The sequence below is a fragment of the Okeania sp. SIO2F5 genome (assembly GCF_010692685.1).
In the GTDB taxonomy this organism is placed as follows: domain Bacteria; phylum Cyanobacteriota; class Cyanobacteriia; order Cyanobacteriales; family Microcoleaceae; genus Okeania; species Okeania hirsuta.
Genome location: NZ_JAAHGU010000004.1, coordinates 100,404 through 119,953, shown reverse-complemented (window position 1 = coordinate 119,953; position 19,550 = coordinate 100,404). Strand labels below are relative to the sequence as shown.

Below are 19,550 nucleotides of genomic sequence, written 5' to 3'. Positions count from 1 at the left end.
ACGCATCCTTAAAACTTTAACCTTTAGCGATCGCCTAATTTATGAAAAATACAGCTCATACAGTTACTTTTATGTTACATTATCAATATTTATGTAATATGTAAAGATGCCAGCGCTCATTGCTATAAATATCACTGTAGAATACAATACCTGGATAAACTCCTTCCGGTTTAGGAGTTGCTACATATACACGCATTAAACTATCATCAACTTTTAACTCGATGTTACGTTTAGTAATTTGCACCTTTTATCTCCATTATTGTCTTGAGGAATTTTTCTACAATACAGCTTAACTTTAGCAAAATTACGTAATTTATAGGGGATACTGACTTGATACAGCGGATTTCATCTCAGTGAGGTATCGCTGTGGCGGGCAAGATGTCCGCACTACAAAAGTTTGATCATTAATATTTGTACTTCATATACTTGGAATCTGCTGTAACATCTATACTTTGAAGGCTTATATTCCTTAAACATTAAAATATAAGTGATTTTATCATTTTCTTTGTGGGTTTAATACCCCACCGTCAACGGGGGTGTTCACGCATTACTTGGGGGAGCGAATCCCCATGTAATTTTCCTCCTGTCTCCTGTCTCCTGTCTCCTGTCTCCTTCTTCAAGGAGCTACTTTTGCGATAATTTATTCTCAAACAATTGTTCGGAAAAATTCAGTATTTTCTAGGTTGATTTTTGCTGATTTTTAGTTAACAATAGTGTTAACAAAGTTAAACAGCAATGAAAGTAATAATTCATTGTGATGAAGCTATAAATTTTCAATACTAATTTATATTTCAAGGAACTTGCCGTGAATTTACTTAAAATCAATCAAAAATTTTTTCAATTAGGACTATTTACACTTGGTACATTTGCTTTATTAACTTCTTCATCTAAAGTTTTAGCTTCTAACCCAAAAAAAATTGACAACAAATCTATATTACTTGCTCAAGCATCCCGTGAAGAGTGGCGTATTTGCCAAAAAAAAGGAGAAAATTGGTCTGAAATAAAATACTTTGAATCTAAAAATTATTTTGCTAATATTTGTCGTAGTGGTAATGGTCAATTAACTTTAGTAGCTGGTGCTAAATCAAATCCTAATAAACTTTTAGAATTACCTGTTACTGCTGAACAAGGATATTTAGCTATTGATGGAAGTAAAACTTTTATGATAGACAATAGTCATTTTAGTATGGCTATAAACGGAATGGTTGTTAGGAAAGAACAAGTAACTTACAGAGGACAGTAAATTTACCAATTCCTTGATCAAAGAAGAGATATTTTCACAATTACCTCTGAGTTATTATAGCATTGTTTGTAGTTCATAAAATTTCATTATTTAGTTAAATATTACTCTTAATCAAAGGGTAAATTACTGAATTAAATAGAATATTTCTGTCTCTAAAAATTTAGCAAGTTATCTGGGTGCAACTTATCAGTCATCAGTTAATATTTTTAACAGTTTCGTTTCAGACCCCGACACTTCTGGTGGGAAAGCGCGTAGTTTGCCTTGATGGCAGGTCTGTAGACTCCGGTCTTCTTTCCTTTGGGATATCTCATTGTAATAACTGATATAGAATCCGGTTATACAGTATATGTTTATCATTCTATCCACACTTCAATCTCACCCAACTATATAATAAGTATTCAACCAGATTTGATATGATACAGCACTTCCCGATTTTGTGAGGTACATATTTAGCGGGTACATATTTAGCGGGCAAGATGCCTGCACCACAAGAGTTTTACTATTAAAACTTGTACATCATTTGTCCGAAATATGCTGTAACTGTTTACCTATTCACTCAACCCATCCTTACAACTGTTAAACCATCACTAACTGCTTGACTTCTCCTGTCAAACTAAAAGGACGTACTTCAGTAATTTTCACCTGTACTAACTTACCCTTCAATTCATTAATATCCCCCTCAAAAAATGTCAGACGGTTGCCACGGGTACGACCCATAACTTGAGCAGCATTTTTTTGGTTAGTATCTTCAACCAAAATTTCTTCAGTACGACCCATATAACGAAGCGATCGCTCTGCTGCTTTCACTCCCACCAAATGATTCAACCGTTGTAGTCTATCTGCTTTCACCTCCTCACTCACTTGATTTTCCCATAAAGCTGCTGGAGTACCTGGTCTAGGAGAATAAGCAGCAGTATTCAACAGATCGAACCCAATATCCTCAACCAACTTTAGCGTATTCTCAAACTGTGCTTCCGTTTCTCCAGGAAAACCTACTATTGCGTCAGCACTAATAGAAGCATCTGGCATCAGTTCGCGAATTTTATCAATAATCCGGCGATATTTCTCATGGGTGTAACCTCTTGCCATCGCCTTCAATAATTCATTATCTCCAGACTGAAAGGGAATATGAAAATGTTCGCAAACCTTGGGCAATTCAGCACACGATCTAATTAAACGTTCTGTGAAATAGCGGGGGTGACTTGTGGCAAAGCGAATACGTTCAACACCTGGTACATCATGCACATAGTAAAGTAAATCTGTGAATGTGTGTTTATTGCGTCCTTCTGCTGTCACTCCCGGTAAGTCGCGTCCATAAGCATCAATATTTTGCCCTAACAATGTTATTTCTGGATAACCTTGTCGCCCTAACTCTTCCATTTCAGCCCGAATAGCTTCAGGATAGCGAGACTGCTCTGCACCCCGCACACTGGGAACAACACAATAGGTGCAGTGTTCGTTGCAACCATAAATTATATTTACCCAAGCAGTGACTTTGCTATCCCGTCTGGGTTTAGTGATATCTTCCACAATGTGAATAGGTTCAGTAGCAACTACTTGGTTGCCATTGAATACTTGTTCCAATAAGTCTTGCAAGCGGTTAGCGTGTTGAGGTCCCATAACTAAGTCTAGTTCGGGTACTCGTCGCAGGAGTGCTTCCCCTTCTTGTTGAGCAACACATCCAGCAACAATGAGAGTGAGGTCTGGTTGTTTGTGTTTGCGTTTTGCTTGTCTACCTAGATAAGAGTAGACTTTATGCTCGGCATTGTCACGAATGGTGCAAGTATTGTATAGAATGATGTTGGCATCGTTGGGGTCTTCTGACGAGATGAGGCCCATATTATCTAGGATACCTGCCATGCGTTCGGAGTCGGCTTTGTTCATTTGACAGCCGAAAGTGGTAATATGATAGCGACGGGGTGTTTTAGTCATGGTAAATTAAGGTTATTAAATTAGAATTAGAGTAGTATGGATAATATATGAGAATTGTTAGATTGAATTTTAGGAAAAATCTAGAAAAAAATATCCAAACAAATATGATAAACTAGAAACCGTTAAAACAATTAAAATATTACATATTTAAAGATATCAAACTTTTCTCAAATCGTCAAAAGTCTCCTAGGAGATATCTCTCAAGATAATTATCCCCCCTGGATAAATTTTTATTCGTCAATTCTTGGCATTAAGTATTAGAAAAATCAGCTCTTAAACTCCAAGTATCTATCCCTATAATCTCGATCACCAGTTTATAATTTAGGTCTAAATGGTGAAAATATTTATGAATACAGAAGATATATTCAACATACACTAGCCAATAATAAAAATCTCAATTAGTTGGCTAGAAGACATTTAGCCGAAACAAAATCTCAAGAAATTGAGTATTTCATTAATGGATAATGGACAATTGATAATTACTTCGGGTTTTAACCGTTACGGAATTGAAGATCAGGAAATATCCTAGCACTTTTCTCTTGGTCGATTGGATATGGCGCACTTCGGAGCGGCTCTGTCAAGAGCGGGAGATCTAGTTATCCCATCCTAAGGTCATGCTCCGCAAACGACCACTTTTTCCCCTTGAAAGGGGAGGCAGAGTAAGCTGAATTATTTAATTAATAATTATTAATTATTAATGATTCGGTAAAAATTCAGTCAGTTATTGGGGGCAATAAACTAATGTATTAAAAGGAATAGCTCTTGAACTTAATGGATGCTTCTACCATTTTTCCTATTAATAAATAATATCTCTTGAACAACACTAATTGAATGCCATGAAAATGAAACGTAATATTTTCATATTTGTAGGAATTATATTGATTTCCTTATTGGTGGTTTTATTGAGGCCACAGGATAAAGATAAATATCCATTAAATGCTAATTCTGGTTTCATACAGGAAGAAATCAGTCCCGCTTACTCACTATTTGATTTAGGTGTAGCTGATTTTAATCAAGATACCTTTTTAGATATATTTTCTACGAATCACAATGGTCCTCAAATATTCTTAATTAATCAACAAGGAGAAGATTTCAAAGATGGGCTTTCGGAGTTAGGTTTGCCCCAAAACTATGAAGCTACAGACACACCAGTTCCTGATCCTTTGGCAAATAAGACAGAACCAGGATTGTATATTTATTGGCATAATTATGAATTAATAATAGCTGCCCAAGGTCTGACTAATCCAGAGAATTTAGAAGGTTTGGTAATTGTCCCTCTCTTAGCAACCTCTACCGAATCAGACCAAATATCAACAAACATTAGAAAAACAAATGCTCTATCAGCAGGAATTGATAAGGTTCAGGTAGTAAGATTTAATGTTAAAGGAAATGGCAGATTATCTATCAAGTTTCCAGCATTTTATCCTTTTTTTCCACCCCTATTTAGGTTAAATCCCAGAGCAGATATCAAAAATATTTACCTGGGTTCTCGTTTTCAACCTGCTACTTCTATTGATTTTGCTCTACCACCTATTAATGCCTTACCTCACATGGATCGACATGGTATGGCTTGGAATGATTATAACAATGATGGAAATATTGATATAGCTATTGTTCGAGGAGGAATGCAAGGCAAAATGTCGGAACTATCTCCTAATGCTAAAGATGAATTAATGTTGCAACAAAGTTCTGGTTTTGAAGATATTGGAGAGAAAGTAGGTTTAGCCAAAGCGGGATGTGCTGCACGACAAGTGGCTTGGGTTGATTTTGACCGCGATAATCTTTTAGACCTTTATACTATGTGTGGACGGAAGTTGCCACCTAATTCTAGATATCCTAATCAACTCTATCGCCAAACCCCTGAAGGTCGTTTTATTAATGTTGCTGATGAAAAAAATTTAGGGTTCAAAGATATGGGTTGGTTTACTTGGTTAGATATAGATAACGATCTGGATATGGATTTATTTTGGGCTGATGAAACAACTTTTTGGCTCTACAGAAATGAATCAGGAAATTTTGTTGCAGAAAATTTAGGGGAACAGAAGGGTGTAGTAAATCAATTGGCGATCGCTGATTATGATGGAGATGGAGATTTAGACCTATTCTCAGCTTCCAGAAGAGAAAGTATATTATTTACCAATGTGGATGGTAAATATCAAGCTACAGATCCAGAATCAGTTGGACTACCAAAGAAAGCATTTGCAGCTAACTGGGTTGATTATGATAATGATGGGTTGATAGACTTACATACCTTACGCTACGGAATTTACCGCCAACAACCAGATCGCACATTTAAAAAAATCAACTTACTAGAGGTTAGTTCACCAAAAACATTTGGGGGATATGCTTACTGTACTTGGTTTGATGTAGACAATGACGGTGATCGCGATTTATTAATGGGTAAATCAACAAAAATGCCTGATTGGGAAAAGCGACAAAGAAAAGACAAGGATATTACGGAATTAGCTAAATATAGTAAGTCTAGGGTTTTGCTGTATCGTAATCCAGGAAATGATAACCATTGGTTAGAAATAGAATTAAAGGGCGCACCAGGAAATTCAGTTGCTATCGGTGCTAAAGTTAAAGTGATTACAGCAAATGGAACACAATTTCAAGAAGTTGGACAGTCAGAAGGATCGTGGCGATCGCAAGGACATTACCGTCTTTATTTTGGTTTAGGAAAACAAGATAAGATTAATTCGATCCAAGTTATTTGGCCTGATGGTCAAAATCAGGAAATCCTAAATCCTGACCCAGATCGATTGTTGGTTATTGAGAAAGCTTAAGAACTAATTCATAATAGACAGTTACGCATAACCACCACATCTAGCAGGAGTAATACAGGTATTACCCCTACATATAGCGTATAATTCGACATTTTACGTCAGTCCTGATAGAGAATCTATAAGGAGAATTAAGGAATAGCTCAGTAGTCTTTACCTGGAGTTTAGACTATTTGAATCCCTGTATCCATTACCCCTTGTCTCAGTTGGCGGATTTACAATTATTAGCATATCTGATTGAGATTGATGACGGGAGTGGGTAAAAACTTTAACAACGTAAAATGTCAATTTATACAGGCTAAACAAACAATATGTCTTCAGATAAGTATGGGCGTTTATACAATTTTTTTCGTCGCAATTTCTCCTGGGAGTTATGGGTGATTTTGCTATTGATTGGAGTGACCATACTTCTGAACTCTAGAATGATTTTCGACGGCTTAAATGGTAAGAATGACGTTGTTATTCATACAATCTGGCTTCAGCATTTTTCTCACCAACTTGCAGAGGGTATTTGGTATCCTAGATGGCTTGATGGAACTAATTATGGTTATGGGAGCCCAACATTTGTATTTTATCCACCTCTGGTTTACTACATCGGCTCAGTATTTAAGTTGAGTGGTCTAAATATTGAGCAAACAATGGGCATTTTATACTCACTAGGTATTTTCCTATCAGGTGTTAGCTTCTATCTTTACGCTCGTTTTCATTGGGGAAAGATTGCTGCTTTAAGCGGAGCACTAATTTATATGAGTGTTCCACATATAACATTTATGATTTATTGGGTAGGCAGCATTTCCTCACTTTTTGGAATTGCATTACTTCCCTTAGGTTGGCTAATAACAGAAAGAAGCCTTTCTCAAAAGCGTTGGCTGATTTTACTATCTTTATTTTGGATGCTCTTGGCACTAATTCATGTGCCTAGTTTCTTTCTTTTCTTCCTGGTTTGGCTAATGTGCACATCATGCTTCTTACTCAAGCAACCTTGGAAAAACGTTTTGTCAGTCTTCTTTTTCGCTGGAATTGGGATTGGAATATCATCCTTCTTTCTACTTCCAGCATTTCTAGAAAAACGATTTGTTGATATTAATGCAATGAAGGAACTGGCAGGAGATTTTCAGGGAAATATGTTGGGTGGAGCTACTTTACCCTTTCTTCCGTTAAACTTTAACGGAGAATATATGCACGTTTTTCTTCATCAATCCTTGATTGCTATTATTGCATTTGGTTTAGCTTTTTTTATCTTCAAAGATCATAAAGAAATTATCAAACAGATTTCTATTTGGGGTGTCTTTTTAATAGCAATTGCATATTTAATGAGTTATTGGTCTTGGCCAATTTGGAGGCTTAGTCAAACACTACAGAGAGTTCAGACACCTATGAGATTACTGCCTCTGTTTTCTTTTGGAGTAGCCTCATTGTCTTGTTTTCTAATTTATAAAATTTTGCAACTCCGCCACAAAGTTTTCAAGATTGTTGCATTATCATTATTGACGGCAGTTTTGCTGGCAAATTTTAGTTTTAACTACAAAACATCTCGGATGTCCCCAGCAATTCATAATCCTGGAAAAGCTAACTTGGATTATTTGCAAGAGTTCAAGACAGCACTCTATGAACCATTTACAGGGAAGTTAAAAGATGTCCGCGAGTATCGTCCTCTACTTGAGGGCGATCGCTCACCTCCCGATCCTAAAATTGGAGAAGCACCACTGTCTGTTATTGAAGGAGATGCCAAGATACGATTACTAGATTGGGAAAGTTACAAAAGGATTTTTTCGGTAGATACAAATGAAAATTCTGTTGTCCGAATTCGCACATATATCTATCCAGCTTGGAATTTATACGTCAATCAGGAAAATTACCCCATAGAAGTTTTAAGTGATGGAACGATAGGGATATCCTTAGAACCAGGTTCTTATATGGTAGAACTAAAATACGAGCGGACTTGGGCTTTCACCTTAGGACTCATATTAAGTACCTTTAGTGTTTTGACTTTATTGGTCTTATATTATCTGATACAGCGTTTCGTATGATGGTTTTTTAAAAGATAGTACTGACTTAATCAATTAAGCCAGATGCCCAAGTGCTGATTTGAAAAGATAATCTAAAGGAGACTCAGTAACTCGCCGACTAGCTTCTTAAACTTTTGTTTACAAATCAGCTATTAGGTTATTAGTCTAACCAGGATAACTCTCTGTTTACTATTTCTTGAAGTTCAGTAATATCTTCTCGAAAAACCTCATTGAGAGACTTTCTTAAGGTAAGAGGTAAAGATGGAATTGCCCCACTATTCCATTTCTTCAAAGTTTTAATCAGTTTCTGATACACAGAGTTAGGTAATACTTTCTTTAAAAAAGACTTCAGTGGATTAGATGTAGATAAAAATTGATGAATTAACTTATTTTTTGGCAAATATCCTTGATTCTTTTGCCGTTCAATATTAGGGACAAAAGAATCATCTACCCCTAGATATTGATAGACTTCTTTGATAACTTCTAGGGGGTTTTGGCGAAAATCATCATAAAAAAGAATTTTGAGTTGCTCGGGTTCAAAATAATTTAAGTATCGTTTAATCTGTTGCGAATACATTCCTACTTTGGTATAGTGCCAATCCCAACCCCAGTTATTACTTATTCTTTCTGCTTCTCGTTCAAGAGCTTCTTCTAAAGATAAAGGTTCCAATAAATGTCGAATATTCATCACATAATGTGAATAAAGACGATCTACAGGATGACGCAACATAACTATCATTTTAACATCAGGAATATACTTTTTGATATTTTCTGGTGCTTGAGGAAAATAGAGATAGCGTACAGATGCTTCTCCGATCGCCATCTCATTAGAAACTTTATCAAATAGAGTTTGATAGCTTTCCCAATCTGTAATTGTATTTTGGTACAAACGTTTCAGCAAAACTTCAGGAGATTCTGGCCCTGAATAGGGAGGTAATTTTGCTCCTTCAAACACAAAAAAATTAGGTTCTTTAGGATTGGACATAAACACCTGGGGATGCTGCTTCAGATAATTCCATAGAGAGCTAGTCCCTGATTTTGCAGCACCTAGAAGGATAAAGTTGGGAAGTGTCATTAAACTTAACCTACACAATTGAACTCTTGATTATTAAACCTTTTAATTGGTCTTAATGTCTATAATTACTCTGCTCGAGCTACAAACACCCTTTTAAATAATACTATTTAATCATTAAGTTTAGCCTAAGTTTTATACCCCAAATCAGCGAGAGTATCTCCTGCAAATTATTCCCACAGGGCAACGTCTTCTGCTGAAAGTCGAGTCTGCCATTCTCTAATAGAACCTTGGCGAATATGTTTACCTTCTCCTTTATTTTCTACTTTACTAATATCTTTTGCATCAATAATATTATCAATTAAAGCTCGATCGTAGTCTAAACCAATAAAATAAAAAATTTTGCTCAGTTCTTCTTGCAGATTCGGTGCGGAGGTTTTCATAACGAACTGAGTAGATGCGATCGCTTATTTCTAGGTCTGCTTTAGCTTTTTCTCTTGTCTCAATTGCTTTTTTCCATATTTTAGCGACAGTTATTGTACTTTGTTTTGCCCAACGTTTAGTTTTTGCTCTTGCTTGGTAAGAAACACAAACATCGCGTCCATCTCGAATAATTTCTATGCTTTTAGCTTCTGGAAACTGGCGTAAAATTACATCGATATAGCGCAAATGTTGCGGTGTTTTTTCTAGAAGAATATCCTTTTGAGTTCCTCCATTTTTTTCAAAAAAGCGATCGAACATTAATTGGTTTAAAGTTCTAACTTTTATTAAGTCATCTTCTGAACCAGAGGAAACTTTTGCTATTAATTCTTTTAGCTCTGTATAACTTACTAAATTATGAAGCCCAAGTTTCTCGTTGCTCTTTTGAAAAATCTTATATTGCTTGAAAATTCCTTGCCATAAATATTCTGATTCAATGCCGAACAATAAAGGCTTCAAACCATAAGACATCCATATCCACTTTGCCGATCTAAGTCTTTTTTTCAACTCCTGATTTTTTAAATAAGTAAAGTTGTTGTAAGTTATAGAATAAGCATGACTTTCATTTGGAACTGTTAGAACATCAGAATGACTACCAATCATTCTCTTCAACCAACTTGTACCAGAACGAGGACAACCTACTACAAATAATTTACGGTATACCATAGTAACTTAGTTATGATTACTAATGTTTAGGAATTACATCTTAATAATTATACTACACAAATTATAAATCAGATATGAGAATTTGACCATTTCTTAAAAGTCTAGAATATAGTGCTGATCATATTATATTGATAATATATTTTTTTCTTTCTTCCTTCCCTGTTCCCTATTCTCTAAAATCAGACAATATTTCGCAATTAAAATAAGATTGCTATATCTATTTAAAATGACTATAATAATTATCAATAATTACAAAAATTATCAACGGATATAAAGAAACTATTATGAATTTTTTTGATAAATTAATAACCAGTATAGAACATAATCAAACTTTACTTTATCTGGAGTTAGACCCAGACTTAGAAAGTTTGCCTAAGGAGACAGATCGTCAAAATATTCCCAACAAATATTTATTTGATAATCCTCCAGAAAAAGACAATCAAGAATTAATTCAATATTGGTGGGAGTGGCTCCATTTTTTAATAACTCAAACAGAAAAATATGTATGTGCTTATAAACTTTCTCTAGGTTATTATCAATCTTTTGGGATACCAGGTTTAGAACTACTTCAGCAAACCATAAAAACTATTCATGCTGAAATTCCAATTATCTTAGATGCGAAACACGGCGACCTCAATACAAGTACAGTATTTGCTAGAACTATTTTTCAAGATTTACAAGTAGATGCTTGTACAATTTCACCTTACACTGGTCTTGACTTAGTTGCACCTTTTTTACTTTATCCAGGCAAAACAGTGTTCCTACTTTGTGCTACAGCAAATTCTTCTGCAGCAGTGTTACAAGAATACCCAAATCAAGGGCAACCTCTTTATCTCAAATTAGTAGAAGAAGCTCAAAGATGGGCAACTCCCGAACAGCTAGGTTTAGAAGTAGGAGTAATGCCAGATATTCTAGCTAGAATCAGAAAAATTGCTCCCGAAAGATTAATACTAATTCAGGGAGATATAGCGGAAGAAAATGATATTGCTAATCCTGAAGAATTAGCTCAACTTTTAGCTGCTGGTTTGAATATTAATGGTGAAGGATTATTATTACCAATCCCACCAAAATTATTTGGTACAGCAAATCCTAATCAAGAAATTGAAACCTTAAGAAATAGGATTAATGAACAACGTCTACAGGTAGTTGAAGGTAGTCCTACCTGTGAATTGTGGTTGCCAGATGTTTGTTTTTTAAAGCATGAACCACACCGGGATTTAATCTTACAACTTTACGATATTGGATGTATTATTTTTGGCGACCATGTACAAGCATCGGGGGCGACTTTTCCTTATTATATAGACTTACGAAAAATCATTTCTATTCCTCAAATATTCCATAAAATTGTCACTGCTTATGCAGAAATTCTCAAAGATTTAGAATTTGATAGAATTGCAGGTATTCCTTATGGTTCATTGCCCACTGCCACAGGTTTAGCTTTGCGTCTAGAACGTCCGATGATATTTCCTCGCAAAGAGGTGAAAGCTCATGGCACTGGTCGATTAATTGAAGGGCATTTTCAGTCTGGGGAAAAAATTGTAGTTGTGGATGATATTATGATTAGTGGCAATAGTGTCATGAAGGGAGCAGATAAACTTAAATCAGTGGGATTGCAAGTAGAAGATATTGTTGTTTTTATTGACCATGAACGGGGAGTAAAAGATAAGTTACAAGAAAATGGATATAGGAGTTATTCAGTATTGACTTTGACAGAAATTGCTCAAACTTTATATGAGTCTAGTAAGATTAATTATGAGCAATTTTATATTCTGAAAAATCATCATTAAAATGAAGGAAGGCAGAAGGCAGAAGGCAGAAGGCAGAAGGGAAGAAAAGGCTAGAAGAAAGAAAGTTTTTTTGATCACTGATTATCCGGACATGATATTAATAACTAATAGCTGATAGCTGATAGTTGACCGCTCAATACTTACATTAAAATATAGCAAAATTTCAGACAATTACGATGAAAAAGTTTTTCTTGGCGACATTTTTTAGTGGTTTTCTCTCTATTTTTAATATACAATTTCAACCTGCTCTAGCTAATCGAATTACCAGAACTGATTATAACAATTTAAAAATTGGTATGACCTATCAAGAAGTTAAGCAAATATTGGGAAGAGAAGGTAAGGTTTATACAGAATATAATAGTCCGACAATTGAAGAATTTGGTGTAGCATATCGCTGGCTAAATAATGATAATACAGGTATAGTTGCCATATTTAATTCAGAGAATAAACTGATTAAATTATCTGCTCAAAATTTGAACGCGACTAACTTTGGAGTTAATCGAGAACCTCCTGTAGTTACCAGTACAGATTTTGAAAATATAAAAGTTGGGATGACTTATGATGAAGTGAGAGAAATTATTGGTAGTGAAGGAATAAAACAACCAACAAGAGATAATCCTTTAACTAATTCTAATACTGTTACATATAATTGGGTGAATCCTGATGGTACAAGCATGAGTATAATTTTTGATTCTAATCAGAAAGTGGTTACTATTCGGACTAAAAATATGAATACTTATAATTTTGGTAATCCTTTCTGGAATCAACCCAAACCAGTTTATTCAATTACGCGACAAAAATATGAAAAATTGCAGCTAGGAATGACATACCGAGAAATAAGAAATATTCTTGGAGCAGAGGGAGAAATAGACCCCGAATTTGACTCAGAAGCTTTTGTACAATCAAGAGAAGCAAGAGAAATGCAAATTAATAATACTCTTGGTAGACAACAAGAAGTTACATCAGATGAATCACAAGCAGAAAATCAAATTAAGGGTGCTTATGAATGGAAAAATCCTGATGATACAGGCATAAAAATAGTCTTTAATATGCAAGACCAAGCAGTTGCTATATATACTTCTGGTTTAGATGTAGGACTTCCTTACAAATAGACACGGGGACGCGGAGACACGGAGACACCGGGATGGAGGCTTTTAATTTATTATTAAAAGTGGACTTTTCACCGAAAAATTATTGTGGTTTAAAGCCTCCCCTTTTAAGGGAATAATAAAGAAAAATTTTCCTTTGAGTCAATTCTCTTCTTTTAAAGGAGAGGTAATTATTAATTATTAATTTTTGAACAGATTTATATAGCGTTTTCAAATGAGATGTCAAACAATAGTTAGTTATTTACTAACAGTAAAAAGTTCGGCAAACCTTCTTGCCTGTTGCCTGTTGCCTGTTGCCTGTTGCCTAAAAGCAACCATGTTTTTTACGCAACTCAAATGAAATTACTATATATGTCTGAAAATCAAGAATGGCTCGGTTTAATGATTGGAAATACCCGGTTACACTGGGGGTATTTTGTGGGTGCAATACTTCAGAAAACCTGGGATATAGACCGGATTCACAAATGGGAAATTGAGGAAAATATTAATGTGGAAATAGTAGTCAGAAAACTACTAAAAAATACATTAGAAACTCAGAATATAAAGTTAAATCATCAGATGCCTTTATTAATAGCATCAGTAGTTCCTCAACAAACAGTACTTTGGGAAACTTATCCTTGGTCTGATATGATTACCTTAGAAAAACTCCCACTACAAGGACTTTATCCTACCTTGGGAATAGATAGAGCTTTAGCAGTTTTGGGTGCAGGCACAAAGTTAGGTTGGCCTGTGCTAGTCATAGATGCTGGTACTGCAATTACTTTTACTGGTGCTGATGTCCAAAAAAAAATAGTGGGGGGGTCTATTTTACCAGGGTTAAGGTTGCAATTATCATCTTTGATAGCAGGAACAGCTATGTTACCTTTGGTCGATATACCGATAGAGTTACCTCCACGGTGGGCAAAAGAAACAGCAACAGCCATTCAAAGTGGGATAATATATACAGTATTAGCAGGTATAAAAGATTATATCGTCGCCTGGCGAGAAGAATTTCCTGAAGGACAAATAGTGCTGACAGGAGGCGATCGCATCTTATTATTAACTCATTTCACAAAACTTTTTCCTGAGTTAGGTGCATCAATGATAGTTGCACCGGAAGTAATTTTTTGGGGTATAGCAAAAATTTGGCATCAAATATACTAACTTAAGATCTGAATAAGATCTGAAAATGTGGCGTTGCTGAAGAGCGTGTATGATATTAATCTTAATTACTTAGGAGTCAACCCACCCCTAACCTCTTCCAGGAGGGGAAGTTACCGAGTCAGGAGGGAACAAAGAAGAAGAAACAGGAGTAGAAGGAGAAAGTTTTTTGCTCGCCCTCTTATCCGGAGATGATATCTATCATACCTCAAATCAGCAACGCCGAAAATGTAAAAATAAATATAAGTAATTTGCTGAATAATACTATGTCTGAATAATTAAGTATAATAAAAATGTTCTATTGAAGCGATGTTGAAGGAATATCCCAAATTTCTGCTACGTTTCCAGTGTTCGACCTTGAACTTACACCTACGACTTACCACCTAAGAAATTTATTATAACTAATTATTCAGACATAATATAACAGCTTATTGTAAAATAATTTATCAGGTAATATTGCCCTTACTTTCTCAATAGCAGGAGAATATTTTAGTCCACTTATCAAATCAAAGGAATAAACAAAAGATGACAAGTTCGGAAACCCTTGATTCTCAGTTAAACATCAAAGCCGATAATTATAAATCTCCACCATCGATCCCTGGTATCTTATCATTTTTGAGAATACTTGAATATCTATCTTTTGCAACTACTATTGGCTCAGGAATTAGTGTTTATTTCTTTCGAGAGCTGATTCAATTGCCGATAGTTTTAGTAGTTTCTATTGCTCTGTTTATTTTTTTGTATCTCCTAAATCGGCAATTACAAATCAACTACACTAAAACAATCAAGGATTCTGATTTACTAAAAAAAGCAACCTTATACGGTAATGTTTTACAACTAGAAAATTCTCCAGAAAATATTCAGATAACTCAAGAAGTAGAAAAAGCTTTACGTTATACTCAAGAGTTAATAGACGATTACAAAAAGACCAGGCAAAAAGCTAGAAATATCTACTATATTTTGCAGTTAGGCACAATAGTTTTTTCGGGAGTTACCCCCATTTTAGTCCTTGTTGATAAATTAGAAACTGGTCAGGCTTGGTTAAAATGGTTGCCTGTAATTTGTCCAGCGATCGCTTCTATAGTTGCTAGTGTTGTAACTTCATTTCCTTTCCAAGAAAATTGGATTTCTGCTAATCGAGTTGTGGAACTCTTAGAAGCAGAACAGGAGAAATTTATCTTAGGTGCAAATGTATCTTATAGAATTTATGATGTAGAAGATACAACTGAACGTGGCAAAAAAGCTAGAAATTCTATAGCTAATTTTATTACCAAGGTAAATACTATTCATCTCAAACAAGTAGAAGGACAGGAATCACCACAACAAGAAGATAAAAAGGAAGAAAAAAACAACTTATCTGCTGAACAGCCAAAATCCTTGTTAAAGAATACCTAAAAAATATAGTTTTGAGAATCAAGGGAGGAAAAAAAAACCTCCCTGAAAAATAGCAACTAAATTTATATTAATGAATATGTTATTAAATAGACATTCTATATTTACCAGTTTAACTATTTGTTTATTAATGTCAGTCAGTGCTTGTGCAAATAATCCCTCAAGTAAAGAGCTAGAAAAAGTTTTTGCAGCAGACCCCCAGTTGAAAAATAACCCTCCTTTTAGCCAATTAATTCAAACCCCCACTCAAAACAACCAGCAACCCGAACAACCAACACAAATTCCGGCTGATTTTCCCTCAGAAATCTCTCCATATCCTAACTCCGAATTAATTGAAAAATCCGAACAAGAGCAAAAAACAGTTTGGAGTAGTTCAGACCCTACTAATGTAGTCCAAAATTTCTATCAAAAAGAATTTCGAGACAAGAATTGGGAAATTATTAGCGAACCTACCGAAGAGGGTAGTGGATCTCTGGTGGCAGAAAAAAATGATTTGCAGGTAGAGGTATCCCTCAAACCAAGCCAAACTCCAGGAATAGCAACAGAATATGAGATAGACTATCAATTCAAGAATGAAGAAACTACTAATATACCCTCGCCTCCACCCGTCCCAGTTTCTCAATCAACTATCCAGCTAGAAACTCAGCCATCTCCCAATTTCATAGCATCACCCCAAGCATTACCTATTCCTGAGCCATCTCCAACTGCATCATTACCGACACCTTTGCCCACTCCTGGAGTAGCCGCGTTACCGACTCCTACAACATTTCCTCCCAATAGCATCCCTCCAGTGCCGCTCCCCACTTCTACAGAGTCCCCTGTCTTAAAAAAAGCTCTCAGAGATGTGCCTTCAGGATTACGTCAATATGTCGCAGATTTGTCCAAACTGGGAGTATTTCAGCAGCCACAACCCCAAAATCAAGATAATCCAGATACTACTACTCTTTTAGTCGATCCTCAGAATATTGTCACTAGGCGGGAATATGTTCGGTGGTTGGTAAATACTAATAATAAGATTTTTACTAATAATTCTGCTAAACAAATCCGATTAGCACTGCTCAATGAAACACCAATTTTTGAAGATGTCCCGAAAACTGACCCAGACTTTGCGGTAATTCAAGGTTTGGCAGAAGCTGGTTTAATTCCTAGTCCTTTGTCTGGAGATACTAATGTCGTTAAATTTCGTCCAAATGATTTTTTAACCCGTGAGGATTTGATTCTTTGGAAAGTACCTCTAGATTTTCGCAAGGCATTGCCAGAGGCAACAATAGAAAAAGTTAAAGAAGCTTGGGATTTTCAAGATGCTTCTAGGATTGACCCTGCTGCTTTGAGAGCTGTATTGGCAGATGCTCAGAATGATTTTTCTAATATTAGGCGGGTTTTTGGTTATACGAAATTATTTAGGCCAGATAAAACAGTGAGTAGGGCTGAAGCTGCTGCTGTTTTATGGTATTTTGGAGATGCAAAAGAAGGGATATCGGCTCAGATGGCTTTACCACAAAGCCACAATCTTCAGTAGTCAAGATGGCCAAAGGGTTGAGCGAAATTTTTTTTTTCGTACCCCTTGACATTTATTTAGGAATTCGCTAAGTTAGTAAGAGTGAAAAGAAACAAACAAGCCCCCATCGTCTAGAGGCCTAGGACACCTCCCTTTCACGGAGGCGACAGGGATTCGAATTCCCTTGGGGGTATAATAAATTAAGGATAGCAGAATTAATATTTCTGTTATTTTTTGTTTTTTTGGGGAAAATAGTCATAGTCAAGGTCAATATCAGGCGAAGAAGGAAGAAGAAGAAATCTGGCGTTCCCTGAGTTTTAAACTTTTGATATATCCTAACCTTTCCTTCGATTGCTATATCAGTTAGCGTTTTCTATCAGAAGCTATCAGTACCTCCTGCAATAGGGAGGCAAGAAGATGTATAATTTTCTTCTTTATCCCCTTATACCAAATTCAAAAAAGGTAGTTACATCTTAATCTATATTTTTGGCCTTAAATAGAAAATTTTCTCACTTTTATAATTCAAATAATCAGTTATTAAACAGTAAGGACTCGTGTAAAAATAACCATTACAGTTTTTTTGATGGAAGCTGTATTTCACAATTTATCCCAGATAAAATTTGTAGAACTTATTTTTACATGGCTCCTAAGTTAAATTGATAATAATTAAAAAATAAGTTATCATCTTCAATTAACTAAAAAAAATATGACATTTTGTCATAGATAAATATTATATAAAAGTAGTTGTAATGTCTAAAATGTAATGCTATTATCTCCTCGTTAATTTACTGAAATTTAGGCATTAATAATATGATGTTCAAAAAATTGAAAGCTATAGGAATTGGTTGTTGTGCGACTTTAGCTATACTATTTGTTGGTAATGAGCAAGCTAACGCAGCAACAATTACTTATGATTCTGAAATATATGATAATTCCAATCCCAACACTTGTACTTCTCCATTGAGTGCGGGTAAATGTTTCATGGAAAATGGATTTAATGTAGCAGCATTTTCAGCACAGGAAATAGGCAGTCCATCAGCTTATTTTAGTGATACTTCACATTTTCATGCTCGCCAGAATTATGAAGCTCAACATTTTACTAATGAATTCGGACTTTTAGGTTCATTTATAACTTTAAAAAATGGTGGCATCTTCTCTTTAGAAAGTTTAGATTATCAATTGCGGAAGAATGAAAATGCAATTACTGGTTATACAACAGATGATACTAAAATCTTAATTTCCACAACATTTGACCCAACAATGCAAGTTGCCGGTCAATTTACAGAATATTCCATTGGTAACGATATATCCTTGCCTTTTGAAACTCTATCAATAGATGGTTTTGAAAATATTACTCAAATTTATATTGCTAGTTCTGGTGATGTAAATTTTGATAATATAATGTTAACTCCTGTTCCCGAACCTACTTCAATATTAGGTTTATTAGCTTTCGCGGCATTCGGTGCTACTTCTATGTTTAAGCACCAAGATAATTAAAGAAGTTTGTAGGTTGTAGGTTGTAGGTTCAATCTTAAATTGGAGTTGATATAAAATCCGGTATCATCGGCATTATTAAGTATTCAAGAATGGTTTTCCGACCGTTTCCCCCTACTAACGATGCTGATAGTAAAGGAAATTATATCATTCCAGTTAAATATTAATCTCTCTTTACTCTTTCCTCTTCCCTGCTGTCCAGAATAGGTTTTGTGCCTCATTAAGTTGGAAATTGCTGTAATATGATACCTCAATAAACTTGTCTTCACCGCAGATGAGGTGTAGGGTTTTCAACAAGAGTTGTTCCACAATAGTGCTATGGAAAAATCTACTTCCTAATACTTAAAATTAAAAACGCCAGGGCAGGGTAGCGACGATAATATTAATGATTAGATGGTCTATTTTTTTGCGATCGAATAATCCAGAAACTAATGGATAGAGCAATAATAGCAAATCCTAATCCGATTAAATCTTCTCCTGTTTTTTTATCAAGATCAAAGATAATAATTTTCCTAGCTACAGCAATTAAAGAAGTAGCAATTACTAACTCTACTTGAAAGACGTGCTTGCGGAGATAAGCTGTAACATTTTCTAAAATTTCTAGGGCAATTAAAATATTTAAAAATAGTCCAAATATTTCAAATAATGTATCTTTAAACAAAGGATAAGATGTAAAAAAAAGTTGTTTAGAGATAACAACTATTACGTCAAAGACAGCAAAAATAATTACAGCTATCAATGCTAAAGATAGAATTTTAGATACTATGACCTCTATACTTTCAACTAATCCTAGAAAAATATCATCTTTTTCAGGAAGAAAAATATTCTTGAGAGTTTTAAGGAAATTCTTCATTTTTATATTTAGTTATACTATTTGAATCAATATTCTACTCTCTATTCCCTATGCCTGATAATTACAGTTTTGTAACATTCTTTAATCTAATTGGTATTAGGGACTTGAGTTCGGATTCGGAAACTGAGAGAATGTTATTTTTTGTTTTTAAC

The 19,550-nt window shown here is 35.0% G+C and carries 14 protein-coding genes and 1 tRNA gene; 10 read left to right on the top strand and 5 right to left on the bottom strand.

The window, feature by feature from the left end:
- Positions 1 to 82: 82 nt before the first annotated feature.
- On the bottom strand, positions 83 to 244 hold the full coding sequence (locus F6K27_RS02685; protein ID WP_287273259.1) for a hypothetical protein: 162 nt from the start codon (positions 242 to 244) through the stop codon (positions 83 to 85).
- Between the two features lie 561 nt (positions 245 to 805).
- Here F6K27_RS02685 and F6K27_RS02680 point away from each other — a divergent pair.
- Positions 806 to 1,243 carry a hypothetical protein gene (locus F6K27_RS02680; protein WP_124146561.1) on the top strand — a complete coding sequence of 146 codons (438 nt, stop codon included), beginning with the start codon at positions 806 to 808 and terminating at the stop codon, positions 1,241 to 1,243.
- Between the two features lie 576 nt (positions 1,244 to 1,819).
- Here F6K27_RS02680 and miaB read toward each other — a convergent pair.
- Positions 1,820 to 3,175 carry a tRNA (N6-isopentenyl adenosine(37)-C2)-methylthiotransferase MiaB gene (gene miaB / locus F6K27_RS02675; protein ID WP_287273258.1) on the bottom strand — a complete coding sequence of 452 codons (1,356 nt, stop codon included), beginning with the start codon at positions 3,173 to 3,175 and terminating at the stop codon, positions 1,820 to 1,822.
- Positions 3,176 to 4,011: 836 nt separating this feature from the next.
- On the opposite strand from miaB, the gene F6K27_RS02670 reads away from it, so the two are divergent.
- Positions 4,012 to 5,961 carry a CRTAC1 family protein gene (locus tag F6K27_RS02670; protein ID WP_287273257.1) on the top strand — a complete coding sequence of 650 codons (1,950 nt, stop codon included), beginning with the start codon at positions 4,012 to 4,014 and terminating at the stop codon, positions 5,959 to 5,961.
- A 419-nt stretch (positions 5,962 to 6,380) separates the two neighbouring features.
- Positions 6,381 to 7,988 carry a hypothetical protein gene (locus tag F6K27_RS02665; RefSeq protein ID WP_287283976.1) on the top strand — a complete coding sequence of 536 codons (1,608 nt, stop codon included), beginning with the start codon at positions 6,381 to 6,383 and terminating at the stop codon, positions 7,986 to 7,988.
- A gap of 139 nt (positions 7,989 to 8,127) precedes the next feature.
- Here the strand turns inward: F6K27_RS02665 and F6K27_RS02660 are convergent, their stop codons facing one another.
- Together F6K27_RS02660 and F6K27_RS02655 are read right to left on the bottom strand one after the other, a co-directional pair.
- Entirely contained in the window at positions 8,128 to 9,042 is a 915-nt protein-coding gene (locus F6K27_RS02660; RefSeq protein ID WP_287273255.1) for a sulfotransferase, read from the bottom strand.
- A 294-nt stretch (positions 9,043 to 9,336) separates the two neighbouring features.
- A complete protein-coding gene (locus F6K27_RS02655; RefSeq protein ID WP_287273254.1) occupies positions 9,337 to 10,125 on the bottom strand; it encodes a sulfotransferase in 789 nt (262 codons plus the stop codon).
- A gap of 284 nt (positions 10,126 to 10,409) precedes the next feature.
- Here F6K27_RS02655 and F6K27_RS02650 point away from each other — a divergent pair, with 284 nt between their 5' ends.
- The 7 genes from F6K27_RS02650 (at position 10,410) to F6K27_RS02620 (ending at position 18,548) form a co-directional block, all read left to right on the top strand.
- Complete coding sequence (locus F6K27_RS02650) at positions 10,410 to 11,912, top strand: bifunctional orotidine-5'-phosphate decarboxylase/orotate phosphoribosyltransferase (RefSeq protein ID WP_287273253.1); 1,503 nt, start codon at positions 10,410 to 10,412, stop codon at positions 11,910 to 11,912.
- Between the two features lie 176 nt (positions 11,913 to 12,088).
- Positions 12,089 to 13,024 carry a hypothetical protein gene (locus F6K27_RS02645; protein WP_287273252.1) on the top strand — a complete coding sequence of 312 codons (936 nt, stop codon included), beginning with the start codon at positions 12,089 to 12,091 and terminating at the stop codon, positions 13,022 to 13,024.
- A gap of 348 nt (positions 13,025 to 13,372) precedes the next feature.
- Entirely contained in the window at positions 13,373 to 14,164 is a 792-nt protein-coding gene (locus tag F6K27_RS02640) for a pantothenate kinase (protein WP_287273251.1), read from the top strand.
- A gap of 522 nt (positions 14,165 to 14,686) precedes the next feature.
- Positions 14,687 to 15,556: a DUF4231 domain-containing protein gene (locus F6K27_RS02635; protein WP_287273250.1), complete on the top strand. Its 870-nt coding sequence runs from the start codon at positions 14,687 to 14,689 to the stop codon at positions 15,554 to 15,556.
- Positions 15,557 to 15,632: 76 nt separating this feature from the next.
- Positions 15,633 to 17,072, top strand: a complete 1,440-nt coding sequence (locus F6K27_RS02630) for an S-layer homology domain-containing protein (RefSeq protein WP_287300833.1) — start codon at positions 15,633 to 15,635, stop codon at positions 17,070 to 17,072.
- 99 nt (positions 17,073 to 17,171) lie between these two features.
- Positions 17,172 to 17,244 (top strand) — tRNA-Glu (locus F6K27_RS02625).
- 617 nt (positions 17,245 to 17,861) lie between these two features.
- Positions 17,862 to 18,548: a hypothetical protein gene (locus F6K27_RS02620; protein WP_287273246.1), complete on the top strand. Its 687-nt coding sequence runs from the start codon at positions 17,862 to 17,864 to the stop codon at positions 18,546 to 18,548.
- Positions 18,549 to 18,927: 379 nt separating this feature from the next.
- Here the strand turns inward: F6K27_RS02620 and F6K27_RS02615 are convergent, their stop codons facing one another.
- Positions 18,928 to 19,398 carry a phosphate-starvation-inducible PsiE family protein gene (locus tag F6K27_RS02615; RefSeq protein WP_124146549.1) on the bottom strand — a complete coding sequence of 157 codons (471 nt, stop codon included), beginning with the start codon at positions 19,396 to 19,398 and terminating at the stop codon, positions 18,928 to 18,930.
- Between the last annotated feature and the right edge of the window lie 152 nt (positions 19,399 to 19,550).